A 21246-nucleotide genomic window follows, 5' to 3' on the forward strand; every position below is an offset into this window, starting at 1 on the left:
CGATATTTACACGATTCTGAACGATGCGGCGTGAAATTACAAATTCGACTTCTGGTTCGCTGCCTGGCCAGCCAATGTGCAATACAGCGCATGCAAGCGATCAACCTGAGGAACCAGCGCGTCGGCATCGGTGTCGTTGAGGATGACATCATCGGCGGCGGCGCAACGCTGTGCCCGCGTCACCTGGCTGGCCATGATTGCGTGGACCTGCTGCACCGGCAGGCCGCTGCGCTGCATCACCCGCGCGACTTGCAGTGCTTCGGCGCAGTCGACCACCAGAATCCTTCCGACCCGACTTTTCCATTGACCGGATTCGACCAGCAGCGGAACTACAAACATGGTGTACGGACCGTGCGCCTGCTGCGCTGCACGGTCGACCTCGCTGCGTATCAGCGGATGCAGGATGGCTTCGAGCTGTTTTTTTGCCAGAGGATTGCTGAAGACGCGCTCCCGCATCAGGGCACGGTTCATGGCGCCGTCAGTCTGCAGGCTATCAGCGCCGAATGCTGCCACGATCGGGCCAAGTGCGATGCCCCCCGGTGCTGTCAGCTGATGGGCGATCTGGTCAGTGTCGACCAATGTTGCACCGCGCTCGGCGAACAGGTTTGCCACGGTACTCTTGCCGCTACCGATACCACCGGTCAGTCCAACGGAAAAGCCCGGAAACGTGGGCGACATCAGGCCAGGAACTTCAGATAACCGCGCGTGATCGCATCGCCATAGACCATCGCCAGCAAGCCAGCTGCGGCCAGATACGGACCGAACGGGATGGGATTGTCCCGCCCGTGTTTGCGAAAGACAATCAGCGCAATCCCGACCGTAGCACCAACCAAAGACGACAGCAGCACGACCACTGGCAGCATTTGCCAGCCCAGCCAGGCTCCCAGTGCTGCCAGCAGCTTGAAGTCGCCGTAGCCCATGCCTTCCTTGCCCGTCAGCAGTTTGAAGGCCCAGTAAATCGTCCACAGGCACAGGTAGCCGGCAGCCGCACCGATGACCGCGTCGCCGAGAGGCACAAAGGTGGCGTTCAGGTTCAGCAGCAAGCCGCACCACAGCAGCGGATAGGTCAGGTCATCGGGCAGCAGCTGGGTATCGGCATCGATACAGCTCATCGCAATGAGCAGCCAGGCAAATACCAGTGTGGCCAGCCCGCTGATGCCGGCACCAAAGTGCCAGACCAGCCCGGCCGATATCAGGCCCGTGGCCAGTTCGATGAGGGGATAGCGCATGGAGATAGGCGTCTTGCACGCACGGCATTTCCCGCGCAGTGCCAGATAGCTGAGGACAGGCACATTCTCGATGGCACTGATCGCGTGGCCGCAGGTCGGACACGCCGAGCGCGGCACCATCAGGTTGTAGTGATCCGTATGGGGCAGCGGCTTGCCGCTTTCATTCGCGACGTAATTGTCGGATTCGCGTTGCATCATTTTTGGCACGCGATGGATCACTACATTCAGGAAGCTACCGATCAGCAAGCCGACTATACCGGCCATGACTGCACCCGTCACCGTGCCGGGCACCGTCAAAAACACATAATCCTGCATCAGGCCTTGCATCAGATCTGGCATCAAACCACCGACCCCAGCTTGAAGATAGGCAGATACATGGCAATCACCAGTCCACCGATAATGACGCCGAGCACCACCATGATCAACGGCTCCATCAGGCTGGAGATCGAGGCGACCGCATCGTCGACTTCGTTTTCATAGAAGTCCGCTACTTTGCCCAGCATGTTGTCGAGCGAACCCGACTCTTCACCGATCGACACCATTTGCGTCACCATGTTCGGAAACACATTTGAATTTTGCATCGCCACCGTCAGGCTGGTACCGGTACTGACTTCATTCTGGATTTTTTTGGTGGCATCGAGGTAGACCGCGTTACCGGCGGCGCCGCCAACCGAGTCGAGCGATTCGACCAGCGGTACACCTGCGGCAAACATGGTGGCCAGGGTACGGGTCCAGCGTGCAATCGTGGCCTTGCGTATCACGGCACCGAAAATCGGCGCGTTCAGCAGCATTCGGTCCATGAAACGCTGCACGTTCAGTGACCGGCGCCATGCCTGGAAAAACAGGTAGAACGCCGCGAACATCAAGCCGAAAATCAGGTACCAATACGACACGAAAAAGTCCGAGATCGCCATCACGATCAGCGTCGGTGCAGGCAAGTCGGCACCAAAACTCTTGAACACTTCCTTGAACGCGGGCACCACGAAAATCATGATCACGGCCGTCACCACAAACGCCACCACCAGAATCGAGATCGGATAAAACAGAGCCGACTTGATCTTGCCTTTGATGGCAATCGTCTTTTCCTTGTAGATGGCGAGGCGGGTCAGCAAGTCTTCCAGGATACCGGCCTGTTCGCCTGCGCCGACCAGATTGCAAAACAACGGGTCGAAGTACAGCGGGAATTTGCGGAATGCCTGGTTCAGGCTGGTGCCGGTTTCGACGTCGCCGCGGATGTCCATGATCAGCTTGGACATGGAGGGATTCGAATGGCCTTTCGCCACGATATCGAATGACTGCAACAGCGGCACGCCGGCCTTCATCATGGTTGCCAACTGGCGCGTAAACAGGCTGATGTCCTTGTCGGTAATTTTTTTTCCGCTGCGGAAGGTCTTTTTCTTGACCTTGGTCACCATGACACCCTGACGACGCAGCGTGGCATTGACGATGGCCACGCCATTGGCCCGCAGTTCGCCTCTGATCATCTTGCCGGACTTGTCTTTGCCTTCCCAGGCATAGATCGATTCCTTGATTGCCAGCGCAGTGACCGATTTACTGGATGCAGTTGCCATGATTACTCCTGATTATTCATTGGTGCAGCCGAGGATTTCCTCGAGACTGGTCAGTCCCAGCTTGACCTTGACCAGACCGGATTCGCGCAGCGTGCGTACGCCATCCAGCCGCGCCTGGGCTTCGATTTCAAGTGCGGTACCGTGCGTCAGAATCACTTTTTCGATGGCTTCCGTGATCGGCATGATCTGGTAAATACCGAGCCGACCCTTGTAGCCACTGCCACTGCAGCGTTCGCAGCCGACGGCCATGTAAGGCTTCCAGTCTCCTTCCAGGTCGGCTTCCTTGAAGCCCGCTTCCAGCAGCGTTTGCGCCGGAATATCGGTGGGCTGTTTGCACACGCACAACCGGCGCGCAAGTCGCTGGGCGGTAATCAGGATCACCGACGAGGCGATATTGAAGGGGGCTACGCCCATGTTCATCAGGCGCGTCAGGGTGGAAGGGGCATCATTGGTGTGCAGCGTCGAGAACACCATGTGGCCGGTCTGCGCAGCCTTGATCGCGATGTCTGCCGTTTCGAGGTCGCGAATTTCGCCGACCATGATGATATCGGGGTCTTGCCGCAGGAAGGCTTTTAGCGCGACCGGAAAAGTCAGTCCTGCACGGTCGTTGATGTTGACCTGGTTGACACCGGGCAAGTTGATTTCGGCCGGATCTTCGGCGGTGGCAATATTGATGCCGGGTTGATTCAGGATATTCAGGCAGGTGTACAACGACACCGTTTTGCCCGAACCCGTCGGGCCTGTGACCAGCACCATGCCATAGGGACGCTGGATGGCTTTCATCAATGTCTCTTTTTGGTCCGGGTCGTAACCGAGTGCCTCGATACCCATCTGGGCCTGCGACCCGTCGAGGATACGCATCACGATTTTTTCGCCAAACAGCGTCGGCAGGGTGCTGACCCGGAAGTCGATCGAGCGTGTCTTGCTCAGTACCAGCTTCATGCGGCCGTCTTGCGGTACGCGCTTTTCGGAAATGTCCAGCTTGGAAATGACCTTGATGCGCGATGCCAGCTTTTCCTTGATGGCCAGTGGCGGCTGTGCGATTTCGCGCAGGACGCCATCGACGCGGAAACGGATTCGGTAGAATTTTTCGAACGGCTCGAAATGCAGGTCGGAAGCGCCAAGGTTGATCGCGTCGATCAGCATCTTCTGCAAAAATTTGACCACCGGTGCATCGTCGATATCGGCGGCACCCTGTGCGTTCTGTGCCTCTGGCTCCTCGGTCGCAAATTCGAGATCGAGGCCGTCATCGTTAAGTTTGTTCAGGCTTTGTTCGGCGCTCTCGCCGTACAGCTCGATCAGTTTGAGCAGTACCGTGTGTTCGACGATGACCGGTTCCACCGTGAGCTCGGTCTGGAACTTGATCTGATCGAGCGCGGTGGTGTTGGTGGGGTCGGAAATGGCAACCGAAATCTTGTTGCCGCGTTTGGCCAGGGCAATGACGCGTTGTCCTTGCATCAACTTGTTATCGATGACGCCCTCGGGGCGCGAGGCGATGTTGAAAGAGGCAACGTCGAGGATCGGATAGCCGAACGTTTCCGAACAAAATGTCGCCAGCGACCATGCGTCGATAATGCCGGAAGCCAGCAGCGCATCGATGAACGGTGTTTTTTCGCTGACAGCCTGTTTGCCGATCACGTCCGCTTGCAATGCGGTCATGCGGCCCGCTTGCAGCAGTGCTCTTGCCAATCCTGGCATTGCCGCGCTCGAACCCGGATTGGACAGTACTGCAGCCATAACTTTATCGACTCAAAGTGGGGTCTTGTTCCTGCATCTGGGCTCGGACGGTCTGTTTGCCGAGCCAACGTATGTAATTCTTGATGATTTGGTAGAAGCGATGATGCCTACCAGCACCCTTATTGTAAAGGGAATGGCCCCGACGCCACCGATGATCCGTGTATTGGTGACGACAGAAGTCAATCTCGTGTGATTGCGGCGAATTCCGACTTTGGCTTGATCAGTTTGACGACCTTGATCGACTGGTTTTTGACCTGGACGATTTCAATCACGCACTCATTGATCTTGATGCACACGCTGGCGTCGGGGATGTCCTGCAAATATTCCAGTAACAGGCCATTGATGGTTTTCGGCCCGTCGAGCGGGAACTGCAAGTTCAGGTGTTTGTTGATGTCGCGCAGTGTTGTCGATCCTTCAATCAGGCTTTCACCCTGCTCATTCCACGCCACATTATCGGCGCGCGCTGCGGCCGGTGTGGAGGTGGTGAATTCCCCCACTATTTCCTCGATGATGTCTTCGAGGGTAACGAGTCCCTGCACCTCGCCGTATTCGTCGACGATGATCGCCAGACGTTCATGGTTTTCCTGGAAATACTGTAACTGGGTCAGGACATCGGTGTCTTCGGGAATGAAGTAGGGCGGTGTCAGCAGCGCGCGAAAGTGGTCGCTGGTCAATTCCTCGTCTTCATTGAGCAGGCCGATGGCTTTTCGTACATGCAGGATGCCGAGGATCTGATTGATTTCGCCTTCATGAACGAGCAATTTGTTGTGATAGCAAGTCGTCAGTTGGCGCTTGATTTCTTCGATTGGCATCGACAGGTTTAATGTTTCGACTTGCGCACGCGGCGTCATGACGTCTTCGACTGACATGTGTTCGAGGTCAAACAGGTTCAGCAAAATACTCTGGTGTTTTTTCGGGATGAAATTGCCACCCTCCAGCACAATCGAACGCAGTTCTTCCGGCGACAGTCGATGGTCGCGCCGTACTCCCTGTTTCACCCGCAGCATCCAGAGCAGCGCGGATACGAACAGGTTCACGAACCACAGCACCGGTTTGCCAATCGACATCAGGGGTTTCAGGATGACGCTGGCGGGTAACGCAATACGCTCCGGGAAAGCAGCGCCGATGATCTTGGGCGAAATTTCGGCGCAGACGATCAGCAGGAATGCGACGGCGGCAGTCGTGATGGCAATCACGCTTTCTTCGTTGCCGAACGCCGAAATGGCCATTGCTGTTACCAGTGCCGTGGCCAATGCATTGATCAGCGTGTTGGCAATGAGGACCAGAGAAAGCACCTTGTCGGTACGGTCCAGCAACCAGAGCGTGGTGACCGCTTTGCTGCTGCCGCGTTTGGCGAGATGGCGCAGACGATGTCGATTGGCTGACATCAACGCGGTCTCCGTCATGGCAAAAAAAGCTGAAAGAAAAATCAGGACGGCGAGGGCAAGAAATTGCACCCAGAAAGGGACGGTATCCACAGGGTCACCGTAAAGAGGTTGGCATCATGAACAAAGAGGTCAGGGAGGTTGGTGTGATCGGCTGGTCGGGTATCAGAGGAGTCGAATCATCGGCTTTAGCGCTCCGGACGTCGCGCTCAGCGGAGCCATGCTGGCCCCGGCAGCCGGCCGCTTCTGGCTCAATGATTGCGGTCAACTGCGAATGAACACAAGTCTAGCAGGGAATTTTTGTACTGACTATCGGGCAGCCCCGCGATTGCCTGACTGGCGCGGGAGGCGGCTTTTTCGGCGGCCCGGCGGGTGTAGTCAAGCGCACCCGAGCTGCTGATTGCGGCAAGAATGACATCAAAATGCTGTTCGTCGCCATGCTCGATGCACGTTCTGACCAGTTCCCGTTGCTCGGGTGTGCCGTTGTGCATCAGGTGAATCAGTGGCAGCGTCGGTTTGCCTTCACGTAAATCATCACCCACGTTCTTGCCTGTTTCGCCAGCGTTGCCCGAGTAATCCAGTACGTCATCGATGAGCTGGAATGCGGTGCCCAGCGAGCGGCCGTATTCGGCGGCGGCCTCGACTTCCAGTTCGGTAGCGCCAGCCACCAGGGCGCCGAGCTGCGCGGCTGCCTCGAACAATTTTGCGGTCTTCGAGCGGATCACGTCGAGGTAGCGCGCTTCCGTGACATCCGGATCATGCATGTTCAGCAGTTGCAGCACTTCTCCTTCGGCGATCACATTGGTGGCGTCGGACAGGATGCGCATGACGCGCATGTCATCAATCGATACCATCATCTGAAAAGCACGCGAATAGACAAAGTCGCCGACCAGTACGGAAGCCGCATTGCCGAACAGGGCATTGGCGGTCTGGCGCCCCCGCCGTAGCGAAGACTCGTCGACCACGTCGTCGTGCAGCAGGGTCGCGGTATGAATGAACTCGACCACGGCCGCGAGATGGTGATGGTGGGTGCCGCGGTAACCGAACGCATTGGCGACCAGTAGCACGAGCACCGGACGAATGCGTTTGCCGCCGGCGCTGATGATGTATTCGGCGATCTGGTTGACCAGTGCGACATCGGAGTGGAGCTGCTGCCGGATCACCAGATTGACGGCGTCCATGTCGGTGGCAACGGCCTGCGTGGCGGGCGGTCGGATTGCGGGGGCTTGAGCTGCGAACACGGTAGGCCTGCTAGGTATCTGAAATTGGGTTGATTATACGATGCCGGGCGATGGCGATCAGTCGCCCCATGTTTCTGATGCTGCACGATCGATCGGTGCAGGTGAGAGGCATATTGGTTTATTTCGGAAGGTTTTTGACCATGCTGTCGACACCATGTATAATTTGCGGTTTTCCCGAATCCGTGCGTGAAGTCTGGCGTGATTCAAAGCGGTTTTAGCGAGAAAAAGTCCCTTAATAATTGATGAGGTTTCATATGTACGCGGTCATAAAAACCGGTGGCAAGCAATACAAAGTTGTCGCTGGCGAAAAATTTAAAGTAGAACAGATACCGGCAGACATAGGTTCCGAAATCACCATTGATCAAGTGCTCGCAGTGGGCTCTGGCGAAACCATTAAGTTTGGTGCGCCCTTGGTTGAAGGTGCTACGGTCCTGGTGACGGTTTTGTCGCATGGTCGACACGACAAGGTAAAGATTTTCAAGATGCGCCGTCGTAAGCATTACCAGAAGCACCAAGGCCATCGTCAGAACTATACCGAGTTGCAAATCGTCTCGATCAACGGCTAATCCAATTAGCACAGTTGATCAGATAACCAGAATCCCAAGGAGTTTGAAATGGCACACAAAAAAGGCGGCGGCACTACGCGCAATGGTCGTGACTCGGAATCAAAACGCTTAGGCGTCAAGGTCTACGGCGGCCAGGCTATCAACGCAGGCGGCATCATCATTCGCCAACGCGGCACGAAGACCCATCCTGGTGAAAATGTTGGCATGGGCAAGGATCACACCCTGTTCGCGCTCATCCCAGGCAAGGTGCAGTTCGTCGTCAAGGGCGCTACACAGCGTCAGTTCGTGACCGTAGTACCTGCATAAATAGCCATCGCTGAAAAGCGATTGCTGGATTTGCATCAAGCAAGGCGCAAGCCTTCAATCAAAAGGCTCTGCCCCCGGTAGAGCCTTTTTAGTTTATGGCGGGACATCATGAAGTTTATCGACGAAGCAAAAATCGAAGTCATTGCTGGTGACGGCGGCAACGGCGTCGCCTCCTTTTGTCGGGAAAAGTTCAGGCCATTTGGTGGTCCGGACGGCGGTGACGGCGGCAAGGGCGGCACCATCTGGGCGGTTGCGGATCGCAACATCAATACATTGGTCGACTACCGTTTTTCCAAAATGCACAAGGCGCGCAACGGCGAGAACGGTCGCGGCGCGGATTGCTACGGCAAGGGTGCGGATGATATTTTCCTGCGCATGCCAGTAGGGACCCTGATCATCGATCATGTCAATGGCGAAGTCATTGCCGACATGACCGAACATGGCCAGCAAGCCATGCTCGCCAAAGGCGGCGAAGGCGGCTGGGGCAACATCCATTTCAAGACGTCGACGAATCGTGCACCACGCCAAAAAGGCGATGGCAAGGAAGGCGAACGCCGCGAATTGCGACTGGAGCTGAAAGTACTCGCGGACGTCGGTTTGCTCGGCATGCCGAACGCCGGTAAGTCCACGTTCATCTCGGCGGTGTCAAACGCACGGCCGAAAATCGCCGACTACCCGTTCACCACCCTGCACCCGAACCTCGGTGTAGTGCGTGTCAGCCACGAAAAGAGTTTCGTGATTGCGGACATTCCGGGTCTGATCGAAGGTGCTGCGGAGGGTGCCGGTTTGGGTATCCAGTTCTTGCGTCATTTGCAGCGCACACGCGTTTTGCTGCACATTGTCGATCTGGCACCGTTCGATAACGTGGATCCCGTCAAGGAGGCCAAGGCGATCGTCAAGGAACTCCAGAAGTATGACGAGTCGCTGTTCGACAAGCCGCGTTGGCTGGTGCTCAACAAGCTCGACATGGTGCCGGACGAAGAGCGCAAGAAGCGCGTCAAGGATTTCATCAAGCGCTTTGGCTGGAAAGGTCCGACCTTCGAGATTTCGGCTTTGAACCACGATGGTTGCCCGGAACTGGTCATTGCCATCTACAATTATCTGGCCGAACAGCGCGCGCTCGAATACCGTGCCGAAGAAACGCAGATGACGGAAGAAGCACGTGGCATCGTTTCCATCGATGCGGACGATCCGCGTTTCAAGGTAATGGATTGAGTTGCAACGCAATGCCCGGCGCGAGAATTTCTCGCGCTTTTTTTACGCCTGCCGCACCGCGTGCGGCCTCTGAGATCTACTACCTGACCACGCCGACGCCCGATGACTGCAACAGATAACTTTCCTTCCCTGGTCCAGCACGCCAGGCGCCTCGTCATCAAAGTGGGTTCATCGCTGGTGACCAACGACGGCAAGGGCCTGGACCATGCCGCCATTGCCAATTGGGCGGCGCAGATTGCGCAATTGCGCGCATTGGGAAAAGAAGTGGTGCTGGTCAGTTCGGGCGCGATCGCCGAAGGCATGCAACGGCTGGGTTTCGACAAGCGACCGACCGGCATACATGAGTTGCAGGCGTGTGCTGCAGTCGGACAGATGGGCCTGGCGCAGGTTTATGAAACCAGTTTCCGGGCGCACGGCCTGGGTACGGCGCAAGTACTGCTGACGCACGCCGATCTGGCTGATCGTGAGCGTTATCTGAATGCCCGCTCGACACTGTTTACCTTGTTGCGCTTTGGCGTGGTCCCGGTGATCAATGAAAACGATACGGTCGTCACGGATGAAATCAAGTTCGGCGACAACGACACGCTCGGTGCATTGGTGGCGAACCTGATCGAGGGCGATGTGCTCGTGATTCTGACCGATCAGCGTGGGCTGTTCAGCGCCGATCCGCGCAGAGATGCCAGCGCGCGATTTATCAGTCATGCCGCTGCCGGTGATGTCACGCTGGAAGCCATGGCTGGCGGCGCGGGCTCCAGCATCGGACGGGGCGGCATGCTGACCAAGGTGCTGGCTGCGAGGCGCGCTGCCGCATCGGGCGCGCATACGGTGATCGCTTCGGGTCGAGAAGAAAATGTCCTGGTCAGATTGGCTGCGGGCGAAGCCATCGGTACCCACTTGCAGGCACAAACGGCCCAGTTGACCGCGCGCAAGCAATGGATGGCAGACCATTTGCAAACTGCCGGAAAAGTCGTTCTGGACGATGGTGCAGTAAAAAAACTCACGGCAGAAGGCAAGTCGTTGTTGCCCATCGGGGTAACCGCAGTCGATGGCAAGTTTGGCCGTGGCGACGTCATTACTTGTGTCGACTCGGGCGGCCGCGCCGTCGCGCGCGGCATCACCAACTACGCCAGCTCGGATGCGCGACGTATCATGCGCCACCCATCCGGCGAAATCCTCGCCATCCTGGGATTTGTGGAAGAGCCCGAGCTGATTCATCGGGATAACATGGTGCTGCTCTGACCAGCAGGTGTCTCTGACAGTTACTGGGCCAGATGCCTGACCAGCGATTGCCTGGCGTCCAGTCGTCGCAGGATGCTTGCAGCGTTGCCGGCTACGGTATTGCCGTCACAAAAATAATCGCCCGCCAATGCCGCATGCGGGCGATTGGCGGCGTTGCCGCTGATCGGTTCCCAGCGGTCGCGTCGCGAACGTGACCAGCTGCCGTCCTTGTGTCCGAAGGCATACAGTTTTTTTTCCAGCGACGCACAGCGCAGGCCTTCGTAGCTGATATTTTCGGCCCCGCTGGCGCTGCGCGAGACCATCACGTACCGGATGACGCCATCCGCACCCACTGTCAGCGTGTCCCTGGCGATCCCGAAAGTCTGCGTCGCAGTCGCGCTCACGTCGAACGGCATTAACGCGATCGTTGCAGGCAGTCTCGGCAGTTGTACGGCAATTTCCTGCCAGGCTTTGCTGGTATCGTCGAAGTCTTCGTCAAATTGTGATTCTGCATGCGCGGGAACATGCAGGGCCAGGGCCGCGATGGCAAGGCTGAGGCAGGCGCTGCGGCGCAAACTCGGGATCGTCATGATAAAAAGTCATTCACTGTTAGGTTCGGGCGCGATCAAGGGATCAATGATTGATTCAGGACGCGTGGTCTGGTCCTGTCGCACATGCCGGACTGCCGGACGCTGATGCATGTCCACCAGAGGACGGGTCAGGTAGCGCGACAGTTCCTGCAGCGCACGCTGGTAGACGTCACGTTTGAACTCGATCACGACATCAAGCGGCACCCAGTAATCATGCCAGCGCCAGGCGTCGAATTCCGGATGGCTGGTCAGGCGCAGGTTGACGTCGCAGTCACGTCCCACCATCCGCAGCAAAAACCAGATCTGCTTCTGGCCACGGTAATGTCCGCGAATATCGCGTTTGATGAAACGATCGGGAACTTCATAGCGTAGCCAGTCGCGAGTACGACCGACGATCTTGACATGCTCGGCACGAAGCCCGATCTCTTCTTCGAGTTCGCGGAACATCGCTTGTTCTGGCGTTTCGCCATATTTGATTCCGCCCTGAGGGAACTGCCACGAATGCTCGCGGACCCGTTTTCCCCACCACACCTCGTTATGGGTGTTGAGCAGAATGATGCCGACGTTCGGGCGAAAGCCTTCGCGGTCCAGCATAGTGCACCTCAAAACTTTCTGCGGTCCGGTGCGCCAAACTCCGAGTCATGCCACATGCGGTCAAGCTAACCCGTTGCCGCGATGCTCCTACGGCAAGCGACAAACTCAAATACTGCCAAATGTGCGAAGAGTGGGCGCATCAGCCAACTAATCCTTTAAAATTGGGATTGATTATAACTCTCTCTTTTTAAAAAGAATTCATCGTCCATGCGCGCCTCCCGGTTTTTTATTTCCACTCTCAAAGAAGCACCCGCCGACGCCGAAATCGTCAGTCATCAATTGATGATGCGGGCCGGTATGATCAAGCGTCTCGGTTCCGGTATCTACACTTACATGCCAATGGGCCTGCGCGTCATTCGCAAGGTGGAAGCCATCGTGCGCGATGAAATGAATCGTGCCGGCGCCGTCGAATTGCTGATGCCGGTGGTGCAGCCCGCCGAACTCTGGCAAGAAACTGGCCGCTGGCAGAAGTACGGCGCCGAGCTGATGCGCGTGAAAGACCGTCACGGTCGTGACTTCATCATCCAGCCGACCTCGGAAGAAGTGATCACGGATATCGCCCGTACCGAGATCAAGTCGTACCGCCAGTTGCCGGTCAATTTTTATCATGTCCAGACCAAGTTTCGCGATGAGCGCCGTCCACGTTTCGGCCTGATGCGCGGCCGTGAATTCACGATGAAGGATGCCTATTCGTTCGACCGCGATGCCGCGTCGATGAAGGTGTCGTATCAGATCATGTACGACGCCTATATCCGCATCTTCACGCGCTTCGGTCTGGAGTTCCGTCCGGTTGCTGCCGACAATGGCGCCATTGGTGGTTCGGGTTCGCACGAATTCCATGTCATCGCTGATACCGGCGAAGATGCCATTGTCTATTGCCCGACCTCGGACTACGCGGCCAACATGGAAGCGGCCGAAGCTGCCCCGATCACCTTGCCGCGTGCTGCGCCGACCCTGGCACTGACCAAAACAGCGACGCCGGGCAAGGCCAAGTGTGAAGACGTTGCCGCCTTGTTGGCCGTGCCACTGAACCAGACCGTGAAGTCCATCGTCCTGACGGTAGAAAAGGAAGTTGATGGCAAGCTCGACAAGCAGGTCTGGCTGTTGCTGCTGCGCGGTGACCATGACCTCAATGAAGTCAAGGCTGGCAAGGTACCTGGCCTGGCCGATTATCGTTTTTCGACCGAAGCCGAGATCGTCGAATGGTTCGGTACGCCACCCGGTTATCTGGGACCGATCAATACCGTCAAGCCCGTGCATGTAGTCGCTGACCTGAGCGTGGCCCCTATGAGTGATTTCATTTGCGGTGCCAACGAAGCCGACTTTCACTTCACCGGTGCCAATTGGGGTCGTGACTTGCCCGAGCCGGTGACGTTCGACTTGCGCAATGTGGTGGCTGGCGATGCCTCGCCGGATGGCAAGGGCGTGCTGGCGATCCAGCGCGGGATCGAGGTTGGCCACGTGTTCCAGTTGGGTACCCGTTATTCGGAAGACATGAAAGCCACCTTCCTCGACGAAAATGGCAAACCGCAGTTACTGCAGATGGGCTGCTACGGCATTGGTGTTACGCGCATCCTGGGTGCGGCGATCGAACAGAACTTCGACGCCAAAGGCATCGTCTGGCCAGTCTCGATTGCGCCGTTTGAAGTGGTCCTGTGCCCGATGGGCTATGACCGCAACGAGGCGGTCAAGACTGCTGCCGACAATTTGCTGGCGGGGTTGCTGGAGGCCGGTGTCGATGCGATCCTCGATGACCGGGGCGAGCGGCCGGGGGCGATGTTTGCAGACTGGGAGCTGATCGGCGTGCCGCACCGTATCGTCATTGGTGACCGCGGTCTGAAAGATGGCAAGCTGGAGTATCAGGGCCGTCAGGAAACCGCGGCCACTGCCGTCGACCTGACCGGGATCATCGCGTTTATCCGGGCACGACTGCCGGCCTGATGCGACGTGTGCATGGAACTCCGTCGTCGTCGAGCGCCACTTAACGACGTGGGGATGTCTTCGCTGTCGAACTACGGGAGTATGACCATGCTGAAAACGGCGGACATGTGATGAACAGACTGACACTGATCGCCATCGCACTGCGATGCAGCCTGTGCGCACTGTTGCTGGTAGCCGGTGGCAGTGCCGTGGCGGGCAACCAGAAAGAGGAGGCGATGGCAGATTCGGTGCGCATCGCCTTGTCGCGTGCCATCAGCGAATCGCGTCCACCCAAAGTCAAGTTCGTCAACATTCAGGAGCGCATCCAGTACCTGTACTGGCTCGGTGAAATGTCCGAGCGCCTGAAAAAAAAGCTGCCTGACGTTCAGGTTCGTCTCGAATTCCTTGAAACGGCATGGTACGAGGCCCGTCGTGCGGGGCTCGACCCGGCACTCGTGCTGGGGTTGATCCAGGTCGAATCGGCCTTCCGCAAATATGCAGTGTCACCAGTCGGAGCGCATGGCTACATGCAGGTCATGCCGTTCTGGTCGCGCGTGATAGGCGATAGTGATCGCAGCAAGCTGTTCAACATGCAGGCCAATTTGCGCTATGGCTGCGCGATTCTGCGCATGTATATCGATATGGAGCGCGGTGATCTGTATCTGGCGCTGGGCCGCTACAACGGCAGTCGCGGCCGGCCGGAGTATCCCAATGCCGTGCTGTCTGCGTGGCGACGCTGGGAATTCAGTACGGTCTGACTGTGATGGCGACTGCTGGACGTCGCTTCGGACATTGCTCCATCAAGTGCCACAAAAACAAAAAAGCCCGCAATCTGCGGGCGTTCCTGGATACAACCACAATCTCGCGTTACTGTCAGAAAAACCCGATATCAGTTTTTTGTTCTCAGCGTAGCCAATCTCTATCTGTTATTTCAGATGGTCAGAGATCAGCTTGGTCATCTCGAACATCGATACTTGCGCTTTGCCGCCAAATACGGCAACTAGTTTGGCATCGCCGTTGATCATGCGTCGATTGGCATCATCCTGCAGCGAATTCTTCTTGATGTATTCCCATACTTTTTTGGTGACTTCGGTCCGTGGTAACGGATCGGCGCCGATTACTGCTGCCAGGACAGCCGACGGTGTCATGGGCTTCATGAAGGCTGCATTGGGCTTGCGTGGTGCTGCCGGTTTTGCTGCTGCTGGCGCGGCGGCTTTTTTTGCCGCCGGCTTTGCTGCTGGTGCTGCCTTGACAACTGCGGCCGGTTTCGCGGCTGCGGGTTTTTTTGCTATTGCCATCTTCAAACCTCCTTCACAAAAGTGTTCGGATATCGCGCCGTATCACGCAGCGCTTATAGTGGTTTGGATTTTCCAGCGATGCAAGCCTTTTTTGAGTGTTTGTAGCGCTATTTTTTGCCCCGTTCCCGACGGGAAAAGTGCGGGTGTTTGCCACTTTTCGAAAACGTCAGCCCTTGCAATTGCCCTGAATTTCGTGAAATCAGGGTGACCACAAGTTATCACGCCGTTCCGGCTGATCAGCGCAGAACGGCGTCGTGTTTTGTGATGGTACTGACAACGTGGTATCGGGCGACCGGTCAGCGCATGCCGCCGCCGGGCATCATGCCCTTCATGCTGCGCATCATCTTCATCATGCCGCCGCCCTTGAGCTTCTTCATCATGGTTTGCATCTGATCGAACTGGGCCAGCATCCGGTTGACTTCCTGCACCTGGACACCGGCGCCGGCAGCAATACGTCGCTTGCGCGTGGCCTTGATCAGTTCCGGCTTGGCGCGCTCCTGTTTGGTCATCGAGTTGATCATGCCTTCCATGCGCCGCACCTGCTTGTCGGCATTGCCCATGTTGGCGCCAGTAGCGGCTTGCTGGAATTGCGCTGGCAGCTTGTCCATCATGCTGGCCATGCCACCCATTTTTTTCATTTGCCCGAGCTGGGCCTTGAAGTCGTTCAGGTCGAAGCGACCACCTGATTTGATCTTCTGTGCCATGTCCTGCGCGGCCGCCATGTCGACGCCTTTTTGCGCTTCCTCGACCAGCGCCAGGATGTCGCCCATGCCGAGAATCCGGTTGGCCATCCGCTGTGGATCAAAGGCTTCCAGACCATCGAGTTTTTCGGCCACGCCGGCAAACTTGATCGGCTTGCCGGTGATATGGCGTACCGACAACGCCGCGCCACCGCGCGCATCGCCATCGAGCTTGGTCAGCACGATACCGGTCAGCGGCAGCGCGTCATTGAAGGCCTTGGCGGTATTGATCGCATCCTGCCCCAGCATCGCATCGACCACGAACAGGGTTTCGATCGGCTTGACCGCCGCATGCAGCGCAGCGATCTCGGCCATCATGTCGGCATCGATGCCAAGGCGACCGGCGGTGTCGATGATCAGTACGTCGTGATAATGACGCTTCGCAAAATCCAGTGCTGCCAGCGCGATGTCGACCGGCTTGTCGGTCGGCAATGACGGGAAAAAATCCGCGCCGACTTGCGCCGTCACCGTCTGCAACTGCCCGATGGCGGCCGGACGATACACGTCTGCCGACACGGTCAGGACTTTTTTCTTGTGCTTTTCTTTCAGGAATTTGGCCAGCTTGCCGACTGTGGTGGTCTTGCCGGCACCTTGCAGACCGGCCATCAGGATCACTGCCGGCGGCTGCGTTGCAAAACTCAGCAACGAGGCTTCCGGACCGAGGTCACCACCCATCATCGCTGCCAGTTCGCGCTGGACCACGCCGACCAGCGCCTGGCCTGGTGACAACGCAGCGAGGACTTCCTCGCCCATGGCTTTTTGTTTGACCTTGGCGATGAAGTCGCGCACGGCCGGTAGCGCCACGTCGGCTTCGAGTAGCGCCAGGCGTACTTCGCGCAGCATTTCGGCAGTATTGGTTTCCGTCAGGCGGGCTTCGCCACGCATGGTCTTGACGACCTTGGCGAGGCGTTGGGTCAGATTGTCTAGCATCGGAGAGCCATCGAAAAAAGGAGTGTGGTGAAAGGGCGCGGCAATCGCGTGGAGTAGTCGCATTTTACCCGATGCGGTGTGGCCATCGGCAGCGATAGCTTGTGCGGATTTTCGCAGCCGGATCCGCAGTGTGTCCGGATTTTCGCGCAATCAAGCCCGCATCCCGTATGCTAGCAGGCACAGAATCAGCGCCCTGACGTCGTCCCGGTAGTTGGCGCCGTGCTGGCACGAAGCCTGCATAAGAGCTCAGGCACATAACAACATATTTTTCCATCAGGAGACCAGCATGACCAAAAACATCGTTCCCCAACTCTGCCTCGCCGTTGCCCTTGCCGGTATGTCCATCGCCGCCCAGGCACAGGAAGTGGTCCGTCTCGGCAACCTCAAGCTGGCGCATTTTGGCGCTGTTTCTTACATCAAGGAAATCGCACCCCAGTGCGGCATCAAGATCGAAGAGCGTACCTTCGCCAAGGGTCTCGATGTGATGCAGGCGATCATTGCCGGTGAACTCGATGTCGGCGCGACCGCCTCCGAAGCGGCGATCTCGGGGCGTGCCAACGGCACTCCGATTTACATCGTGGCCGGTTTCGCCAAGGGTGGTGCGCAACTGATTGCCCGGCCCGACTCCGGCATCAAGTCGGTCAAGGATTTGAAGGGCAAGAAAGTCGGCGTGACGCGTGGCGGCATCCAGGAAGTGCTGCTGGCAGCCGAGCTGGGACAGAACGGTTTGACCTCATCGGATTCGCCGGGCAAGGATGTGCAACTGATTTACCTCGCCTATCCCGACCTGAATCAGGCACTACTGGGCAAGAACCTCGATGCCATCATGCAGACCGAGCCGCAATCATCGCAGGCCGTCAACAAGGGTTTTGGCGTGTCGGTGATGAAGCCGTACGACACCCCGATCGGCGAGCCGATCCGCACGCTGGTGATGACCGAAAAGTTTTACAACGAGAAACGTCCTCTCGCCGAGAAGTTCATGCGCTGCTTCGTGCAAGCCACCAAAACTTTCATCGACACCAAGGGTGCGGCCGAAAAATACGTGACCGAAACCATCTTCAAGGGCCAGATCAGCAAGAGCGATTTCAATGATGCGATCGGCAATTCGCCGTACTCGTTCGACATCACGCCCGAGCATATCCAGATCACCACCGACACCATGTTCAAGTACGGCGTCGGCAAAATGTCCAAGCCGCCGGTGGCCAAGGATTTCGTCAAGACCGACCTGCTCGATCTGGCCAAAAAATCCCTGAACGTCAAGTAAGGGCAGCGTCATGGCACATTTCCAATGGCGTCAAGCCGGCACCGGGCTGATCGTGCCCGTCGTGGCCATCGCGATCTGGCAAACGTTTTCCTCGATGGGCTGGGTCAACGCGCTGGTGCTGCCTTCGCCGTACGCGGTGATGCACAAGTGGTTCGAATACCTGATGCCGCTGACGGCCTACACGCCGGAGTCCGGTAGCTGGCTGACGTGGCTGTTTTCGGGTGAGTTGATCATCGATACCTTCAACAGCATGTACCGCGTGGTGGTGGGGTTTGCGGTCGGGGCCGGTCTGGCCTTGCCGCTGGGCCTGTCGATGGGTGCGAGCAACCGGGTCTACCGGTGGCTCAATCCGCTGATGCAGGTGTTGCGGCCGATTCCGCCGATCGCCTACATCCCGTTGTCTATCCTCTGGTTCGGCCTCGGCAATCCGCCAGCGGTGTTCCTGATCGCGATCGGCGCATTCTTCCCGGTGCTGATCAATACCATCGCCGGCGTGCGCAACGTTGACAGCATCTATCTGCGTGCCGCGCGCAATCTCGGCGCCAGCCAGAGCACGTTATTCCTGCGCGTGATGTTGCCGGCCGCGGTGCCGTACATCCTGTCCGGTGTGCGGATCGGTATCGGTACCTCGTTCATCGTCGTGATCGTGGCGGAAATGATTGCGGTCAATAACGGCCTTGGCTTCCGTATCCTGGAAGCGCGCGAGTATTTCTGGTCCGACAAAATTATCGCCGGCATGATCAGTATCGGCATGCTGGGCCTGGTCATCGACCTGGCAGTGACGCGCCTGAACAATCATTTGCTGCGCTGGCATCGTGGTCTGGAGAATTGAAATGAGTGCATCCCCTATCAGCATCAAAGGCGTCAACAAGATCTTCAGTACCGGCGAGCGCGAGGTGGTCGCCCTGAAAGACATCGACATCGAGATTCCGAGCGGCCAGTTCGTCTGCCTGCTGGGGCCGTCCGGTTGCGGCAAGTCGACACTGCTCAATGCCGTAGCCGGCTTTGCGCTGCCGACCTCGGGCAGCATCGTCACCGGCGGCGCGACCGTCACGGGCCCCGGTCCGGATCGCGGCATGGTGTTCCAGGAATATGCGCTGTTCCCGTGGATGACCGTCGAGCAGAACGTCGCTTTCGGTCTCGAAATCAAGGGCATGGACAAGGCCGCCATCGCGCCACGCGTGCTGGCCCTGCTGGAGACGCTGGGCCTGAAGGATTTCCGCAGCCGCTTTCCAAAAGACCTGTCGGGTGGCATGCGCCAGCGCGTGGCAATTGCCCGAGTGTTGGCGCTGGATTCGCCGATCATGTTGATGGATGAGCCGTTCGGTGCGCTCGATGCACTGACCCGCCGCAATCTGCAGGATGAGTTGCTGCGTATCTGGGCTGACCTGAAAAAAACCATCCTGTTCGTCACGCACAGTATCGAAGAGGCGATCTATCTGGCCGACCGCATCGTCGTCATGACGTACCGGCCGGGCACGGTCAAGCGCGATATCCTCATCGACCTGCCACGCTTGCGCGATCCGGCCTCGGCCGAATTCAATGCGCTCAAGCGCGAACTGGGCCAGCTGGTGATGGAAGAGCAGCAGCGCCATCACAACGATGAAATCAGGATGGCTGCGGTCGACTGATGATGGGCGGGTCCGATCGCCGCCGCTTGTTCCTGCTGCTGGCTGCCGTCGGGCTGGTGATGGCGATCGCGCTGACCTATGCGCTGGCGGCCCGCAAGGCACGCAGCGATATCGACCGGCAGGCCGAGCAGCAATTGCAGATCATCGCGCTCGACCTGCAATCGATGCTGGAAAAATTCGAGACGCTGCCGTTTGCCCTGTCGGTTCATCCGGATCTGGCAGCGGCGCTACGCGCACCCGATCAGCCGGCGCTGGCTGGCAACGTCAACCGGACGCTCAAAACCGTCCAGCAACAAGCCCGCGTGGCGGCAATCTACCTGATGGACCGGCAGGGCCTGACCATCGCCGCCAGCAACTGGGACGAACCGCAAAACTACATCGGCCGCAACTTCGGCTTTCGACCGTATTTCCGTGATGCGCTCAATGGCAGTGCAGGGCGCTTTTATGGCATCGGCAGTACCACGGCCGAGCCCGGGTACTTCATTGCGCAACCGGTGTTTGCGCCGGGGCAGCGGGAGGGCGGCACACCGCTGGGTGTGCTGGCCGTCAAGATCAGCCTGAATGAATTCGAGCGTACCTGGTCGACCAGCGACGAGCCGATCGTGCTGGTCGATCAACATGGGGTGGTGTTTCTCGGCAATCGCCCGGCCTGGCAATATCGCAGTCTGGCGCCGGTCGATTCTGCCACACGGGCCAGGATGGCGGCGACCTTGCAATATGTCGGCAAAATTGTCGAGCCCATCGCCAGTCTGCCGACGGCAGCGCGCAGGGGCTACGATCAGCCGGTGGCGCGCGCGGTCGGTCGACTCGGCTGGCAAATTCTGCTGTTCCCGGCGCAGGCCCGGATTGCCCGGATTGCGCTGCTCTGGTCCGGCGCGGTTGCGCTGGTGCTGCTGAGCGGGATGCTGCTGGTCTGGGCGCGGCACCAGCGTCGCCGTCGTCTGGAAGAGCGGCAGGCAGCACGCACTGCGCTGCAGCAGGCAGCCGACGACCTCGACCGCCAGATCACCCTGCGTACCGGCGAGCTGACACAGGCGAACCAGGATCTGGGTGACAAATATGCCCGCCTCGAACATGCCGAACAGCTGTTGCGCTCGACGCAGAACGAGCTGGTGCAGGCCGGCAAACTGGCGATGCTGGGCCAGATGGCAGCGGGCGTGACGCACGAACTGAACCAGCCGCTGGCAGCCATCCGGGCATTCGCCGAGAATGCCGTGACCTACCTCGCGCGCGGCCAGGCCGACCAGGCCAGCGCCAACCTGTTGCATATCAGCGATGCCAGCGCGCGCATGGGGATCATCATCGGCCAGCTCAAGGGCTTTGCCCGCAAGAGCCAGGGCAAGGTCGCCGTGGTCGACCTGACACGATCGATCCATGCATCGGCACTATTGCTGCAGGCTGACTTCGATCGCCATGGCGTGAGCCTGCAGATCGACCTCGATGCGGCGTTGCAGATTACCGGCGACGCGGTGCGGACCGAGCAGGTGCTGATTAATTTGCTGCGCAACGCGCTCGATGCCGTTGAAGACACGCCGCAACGGCAGATCTGGCTGCGCCTTGAACGCGACGGTGACCAGGCACTGGTGCGCATACGCGATTCGGGTCCGGGCATCGCCGGGGAAGTGGCGGCGCAATTGTTCGAACCGTTTTTCACGACCAAGCCGAGTGGCAAGGGACTCGGGCTGGGACTGGCGATTTCGTCGTCGATCGTGCAGGCGATGCGCGGCCAATTGTCGGCCAGTAACCATGCCGATGGCGGTGCCGAATTCCAGTTGCGTTTGCCACTGGCCAAAGAATCCAACGAGAGATGA

Annotated in this window: 20 protein-coding genes; 10 read left to right on the forward strand and 10 right to left on the reverse strand. The window is 58.2% G+C overall.

The features are described 5' to 3' along the window. Positions 1-36: 36 nt before the first annotated feature. The 6 genes from coaE to ispB form a co-directional block, all read right to left on the reverse strand. Positions 37-678 carry a dephospho-CoA kinase gene (coaE, locus tag ABD720_RS10680; RefSeq protein ID WP_344763267.1) on the reverse strand — a complete coding sequence of 214 codons (642 nt, stop codon included), beginning with the start codon at positions 676-678 and terminating at the stop codon, positions 37-39. Continuing rightward, a complete protein-coding gene (locus ABD720_RS10685; RefSeq protein ID WP_344763681.1) occupies positions 678-1544 on the reverse strand; it encodes a prepilin peptidase in 867 nt (288 codons plus the stop codon). The genes coaE and ABD720_RS10685 overlap by 1 nt, the downstream gene beginning before the upstream one ends. Positions 1545-1567: 23 nt before the next feature. Beyond that, positions 1568-2800, reverse strand: coding sequence for a type II secretion system F family protein (locus ABD720_RS10690; protein WP_344763268.1), 1233 nt, complete (start codon positions 2798-2800; stop codon positions 1568-1570). Between the two features lie 12 nt (positions 2801-2812). Further along, a complete protein-coding gene (gene pilB / locus ABD720_RS10695) occupies positions 2813-4537 on the reverse strand; it encodes a type IV-A pilus assembly ATPase PilB (protein ID WP_344763269.1) in 1725 nt (574 codons plus the stop codon). Positions 4538-4716: 179 nt separating this feature from the next. Continuing rightward, positions 4717-6015: an HlyC/CorC family transporter gene (locus ABD720_RS10700; RefSeq protein ID WP_344763270.1), complete on the reverse strand. Its 1299-nt coding sequence runs from the start codon at positions 6013-6015 to the stop codon at positions 4717-4719. Between the two features lie 158 nt (positions 6016-6173). Further along, complete coding sequence (gene ispB, locus ABD720_RS10705) at positions 6174-7163, reverse strand: octaprenyl diphosphate synthase (RefSeq protein ID WP_344763271.1); 990 nt, start codon at positions 7161-7163, stop codon at positions 6174-6176. A gap of 254 nt (positions 7164-7417) precedes the next feature. Here ispB and rplU point away from each other — a divergent pair, with 254 nt between their 5' ends. From rplU to proB, 4 genes are all read left to right on the forward strand, one after another. Further along, positions 7418-7729, forward strand: a complete 312-nt coding sequence (rplU, locus tag ABD720_RS10710) for a 50S ribosomal protein L21 (protein WP_009665832.1) — start codon at positions 7418-7420, stop codon at positions 7727-7729. 48 nt (positions 7730-7777) lie between these two features. After that, positions 7778-8035, forward strand: coding sequence for a 50S ribosomal protein L27 (gene rpmA, locus ABD720_RS10715; RefSeq protein WP_322126292.1), 258 nt, complete (start codon positions 7778-7780; stop codon positions 8033-8035). 108 nt (positions 8036-8143) lie between these two features. Next, positions 8144-9250 (forward strand): Obg family GTPase CgtA, encoded by a 1107-nt coding sequence (gene cgtA, locus ABD720_RS10720; protein WP_344763272.1) that lies wholly within the window; start codon positions 8144-8146, stop codon positions 9248-9250. A 102-nt stretch (positions 9251-9352) separates the two neighbouring features. Beyond that, positions 9353-10489, forward strand: coding sequence for a glutamate 5-kinase (gene proB / locus ABD720_RS10725; RefSeq protein WP_344763273.1), 1137 nt, complete (start codon positions 9353-9355; stop codon positions 10487-10489). Positions 10490-10509: 20 nt separating this feature from the next. On the opposite strand, the gene ABD720_RS10730 is transcribed toward proB, so the two are convergent. Both ABD720_RS10730 and ABD720_RS10735 read right to left on the reverse strand, forming a co-directional pair. Further along, positions 10510-11058, reverse strand: coding sequence for a CNP1-like family protein (locus ABD720_RS10730; RefSeq protein ID WP_344763274.1), 549 nt, complete (start codon positions 11056-11058; stop codon positions 10510-10512). Positions 11059-11067: 9 nt separating this feature from the next. Continuing rightward, entirely contained in the window at positions 11068-11652 is a 585-nt protein-coding gene (locus ABD720_RS10735; protein WP_344763275.1) for an RNA pyrophosphohydrolase, read from the reverse strand. Between the two features lie 207 nt (positions 11653-11859). Here ABD720_RS10735 and ABD720_RS10740 point away from each other — a divergent pair, with 207 nt between their 5' ends. Further along, positions 11860-13593: a proline--tRNA ligase gene (locus ABD720_RS10740; RefSeq protein WP_344763276.1), complete on the forward strand. Its 1734-nt coding sequence runs from the start codon at positions 11860-11862 to the stop codon at positions 13591-13593. 110 nt (positions 13594-13703) lie between these two features. Continuing rightward, positions 13704-14330, forward strand: coding sequence for a lytic transglycosylase domain-containing protein (locus tag ABD720_RS10745; RefSeq protein ID WP_344763277.1), 627 nt, complete (start codon positions 13704-13706; stop codon positions 14328-14330). Between the two features lie 168 nt (positions 14331-14498). Here ABD720_RS10745 and ABD720_RS10750 read toward each other — a convergent pair whose 3' ends face one another. Further along, positions 14499-14870 (reverse strand): SWIB/MDM2 domain-containing protein, encoded by a 372-nt coding sequence (locus tag ABD720_RS10750; protein WP_344763278.1) that lies wholly within the window; start codon positions 14868-14870, stop codon positions 14499-14501. A gap of 296 nt (positions 14871-15166) precedes the next feature. Next, complete coding sequence (ffh, locus tag ABD720_RS10755) at positions 15167-16540, reverse strand: signal recognition particle protein (RefSeq protein ID WP_344763280.1); 1374 nt, start codon at positions 16538-16540, stop codon at positions 15167-15169. A 286-nt stretch (positions 16541-16826) separates the two neighbouring features. Between ffh and ABD720_RS10760 the strand changes: the two genes are divergently transcribed. The 4 genes from ABD720_RS10760 to ABD720_RS10775 are packed head-to-tail and all read left to right on the forward strand — an operon-like array spanning position 16827 to position 21246. Further along, on the forward strand, positions 16827-17804 hold the full coding sequence (locus ABD720_RS10760) for an ABC transporter substrate-binding protein (protein WP_344763282.1): 978 nt from the start codon (positions 16827-16829) through the stop codon (positions 17802-17804). Between the two features lie 10 nt (positions 17805-17814). Beyond that, positions 17815-18636, forward strand: coding sequence for an ABC transporter permease (locus ABD720_RS10765; RefSeq protein ID WP_344763283.1), 822 nt, complete (start codon positions 17815-17817; stop codon positions 18634-18636). Between the two features lies 1 nt (position 18637). Beyond that, positions 18638-19435: an ABC transporter ATP-binding protein gene (locus tag ABD720_RS10770; protein ID WP_344763284.1), complete on the forward strand. Its 798-nt coding sequence runs from the start codon at positions 18638-18640 to the stop codon at positions 19433-19435. Next, positions 19435-21246: a sensor histidine kinase gene (locus tag ABD720_RS10775; RefSeq protein WP_344763285.1), complete on the forward strand. Its 1812-nt coding sequence runs from the start codon at positions 19435-19437 to the stop codon at positions 21244-21246. The genes ABD720_RS10770 and ABD720_RS10775 overlap by 1 nt, the downstream gene beginning before the upstream one ends.

Source organism: Actimicrobium antarcticum, assembly GCF_039536745.1.
In the GTDB taxonomy this organism is placed as follows: Bacteria; Pseudomonadota; Gammaproteobacteria; order Burkholderiales; family Burkholderiaceae_D; genus Actimicrobium; species Actimicrobium antarcticum.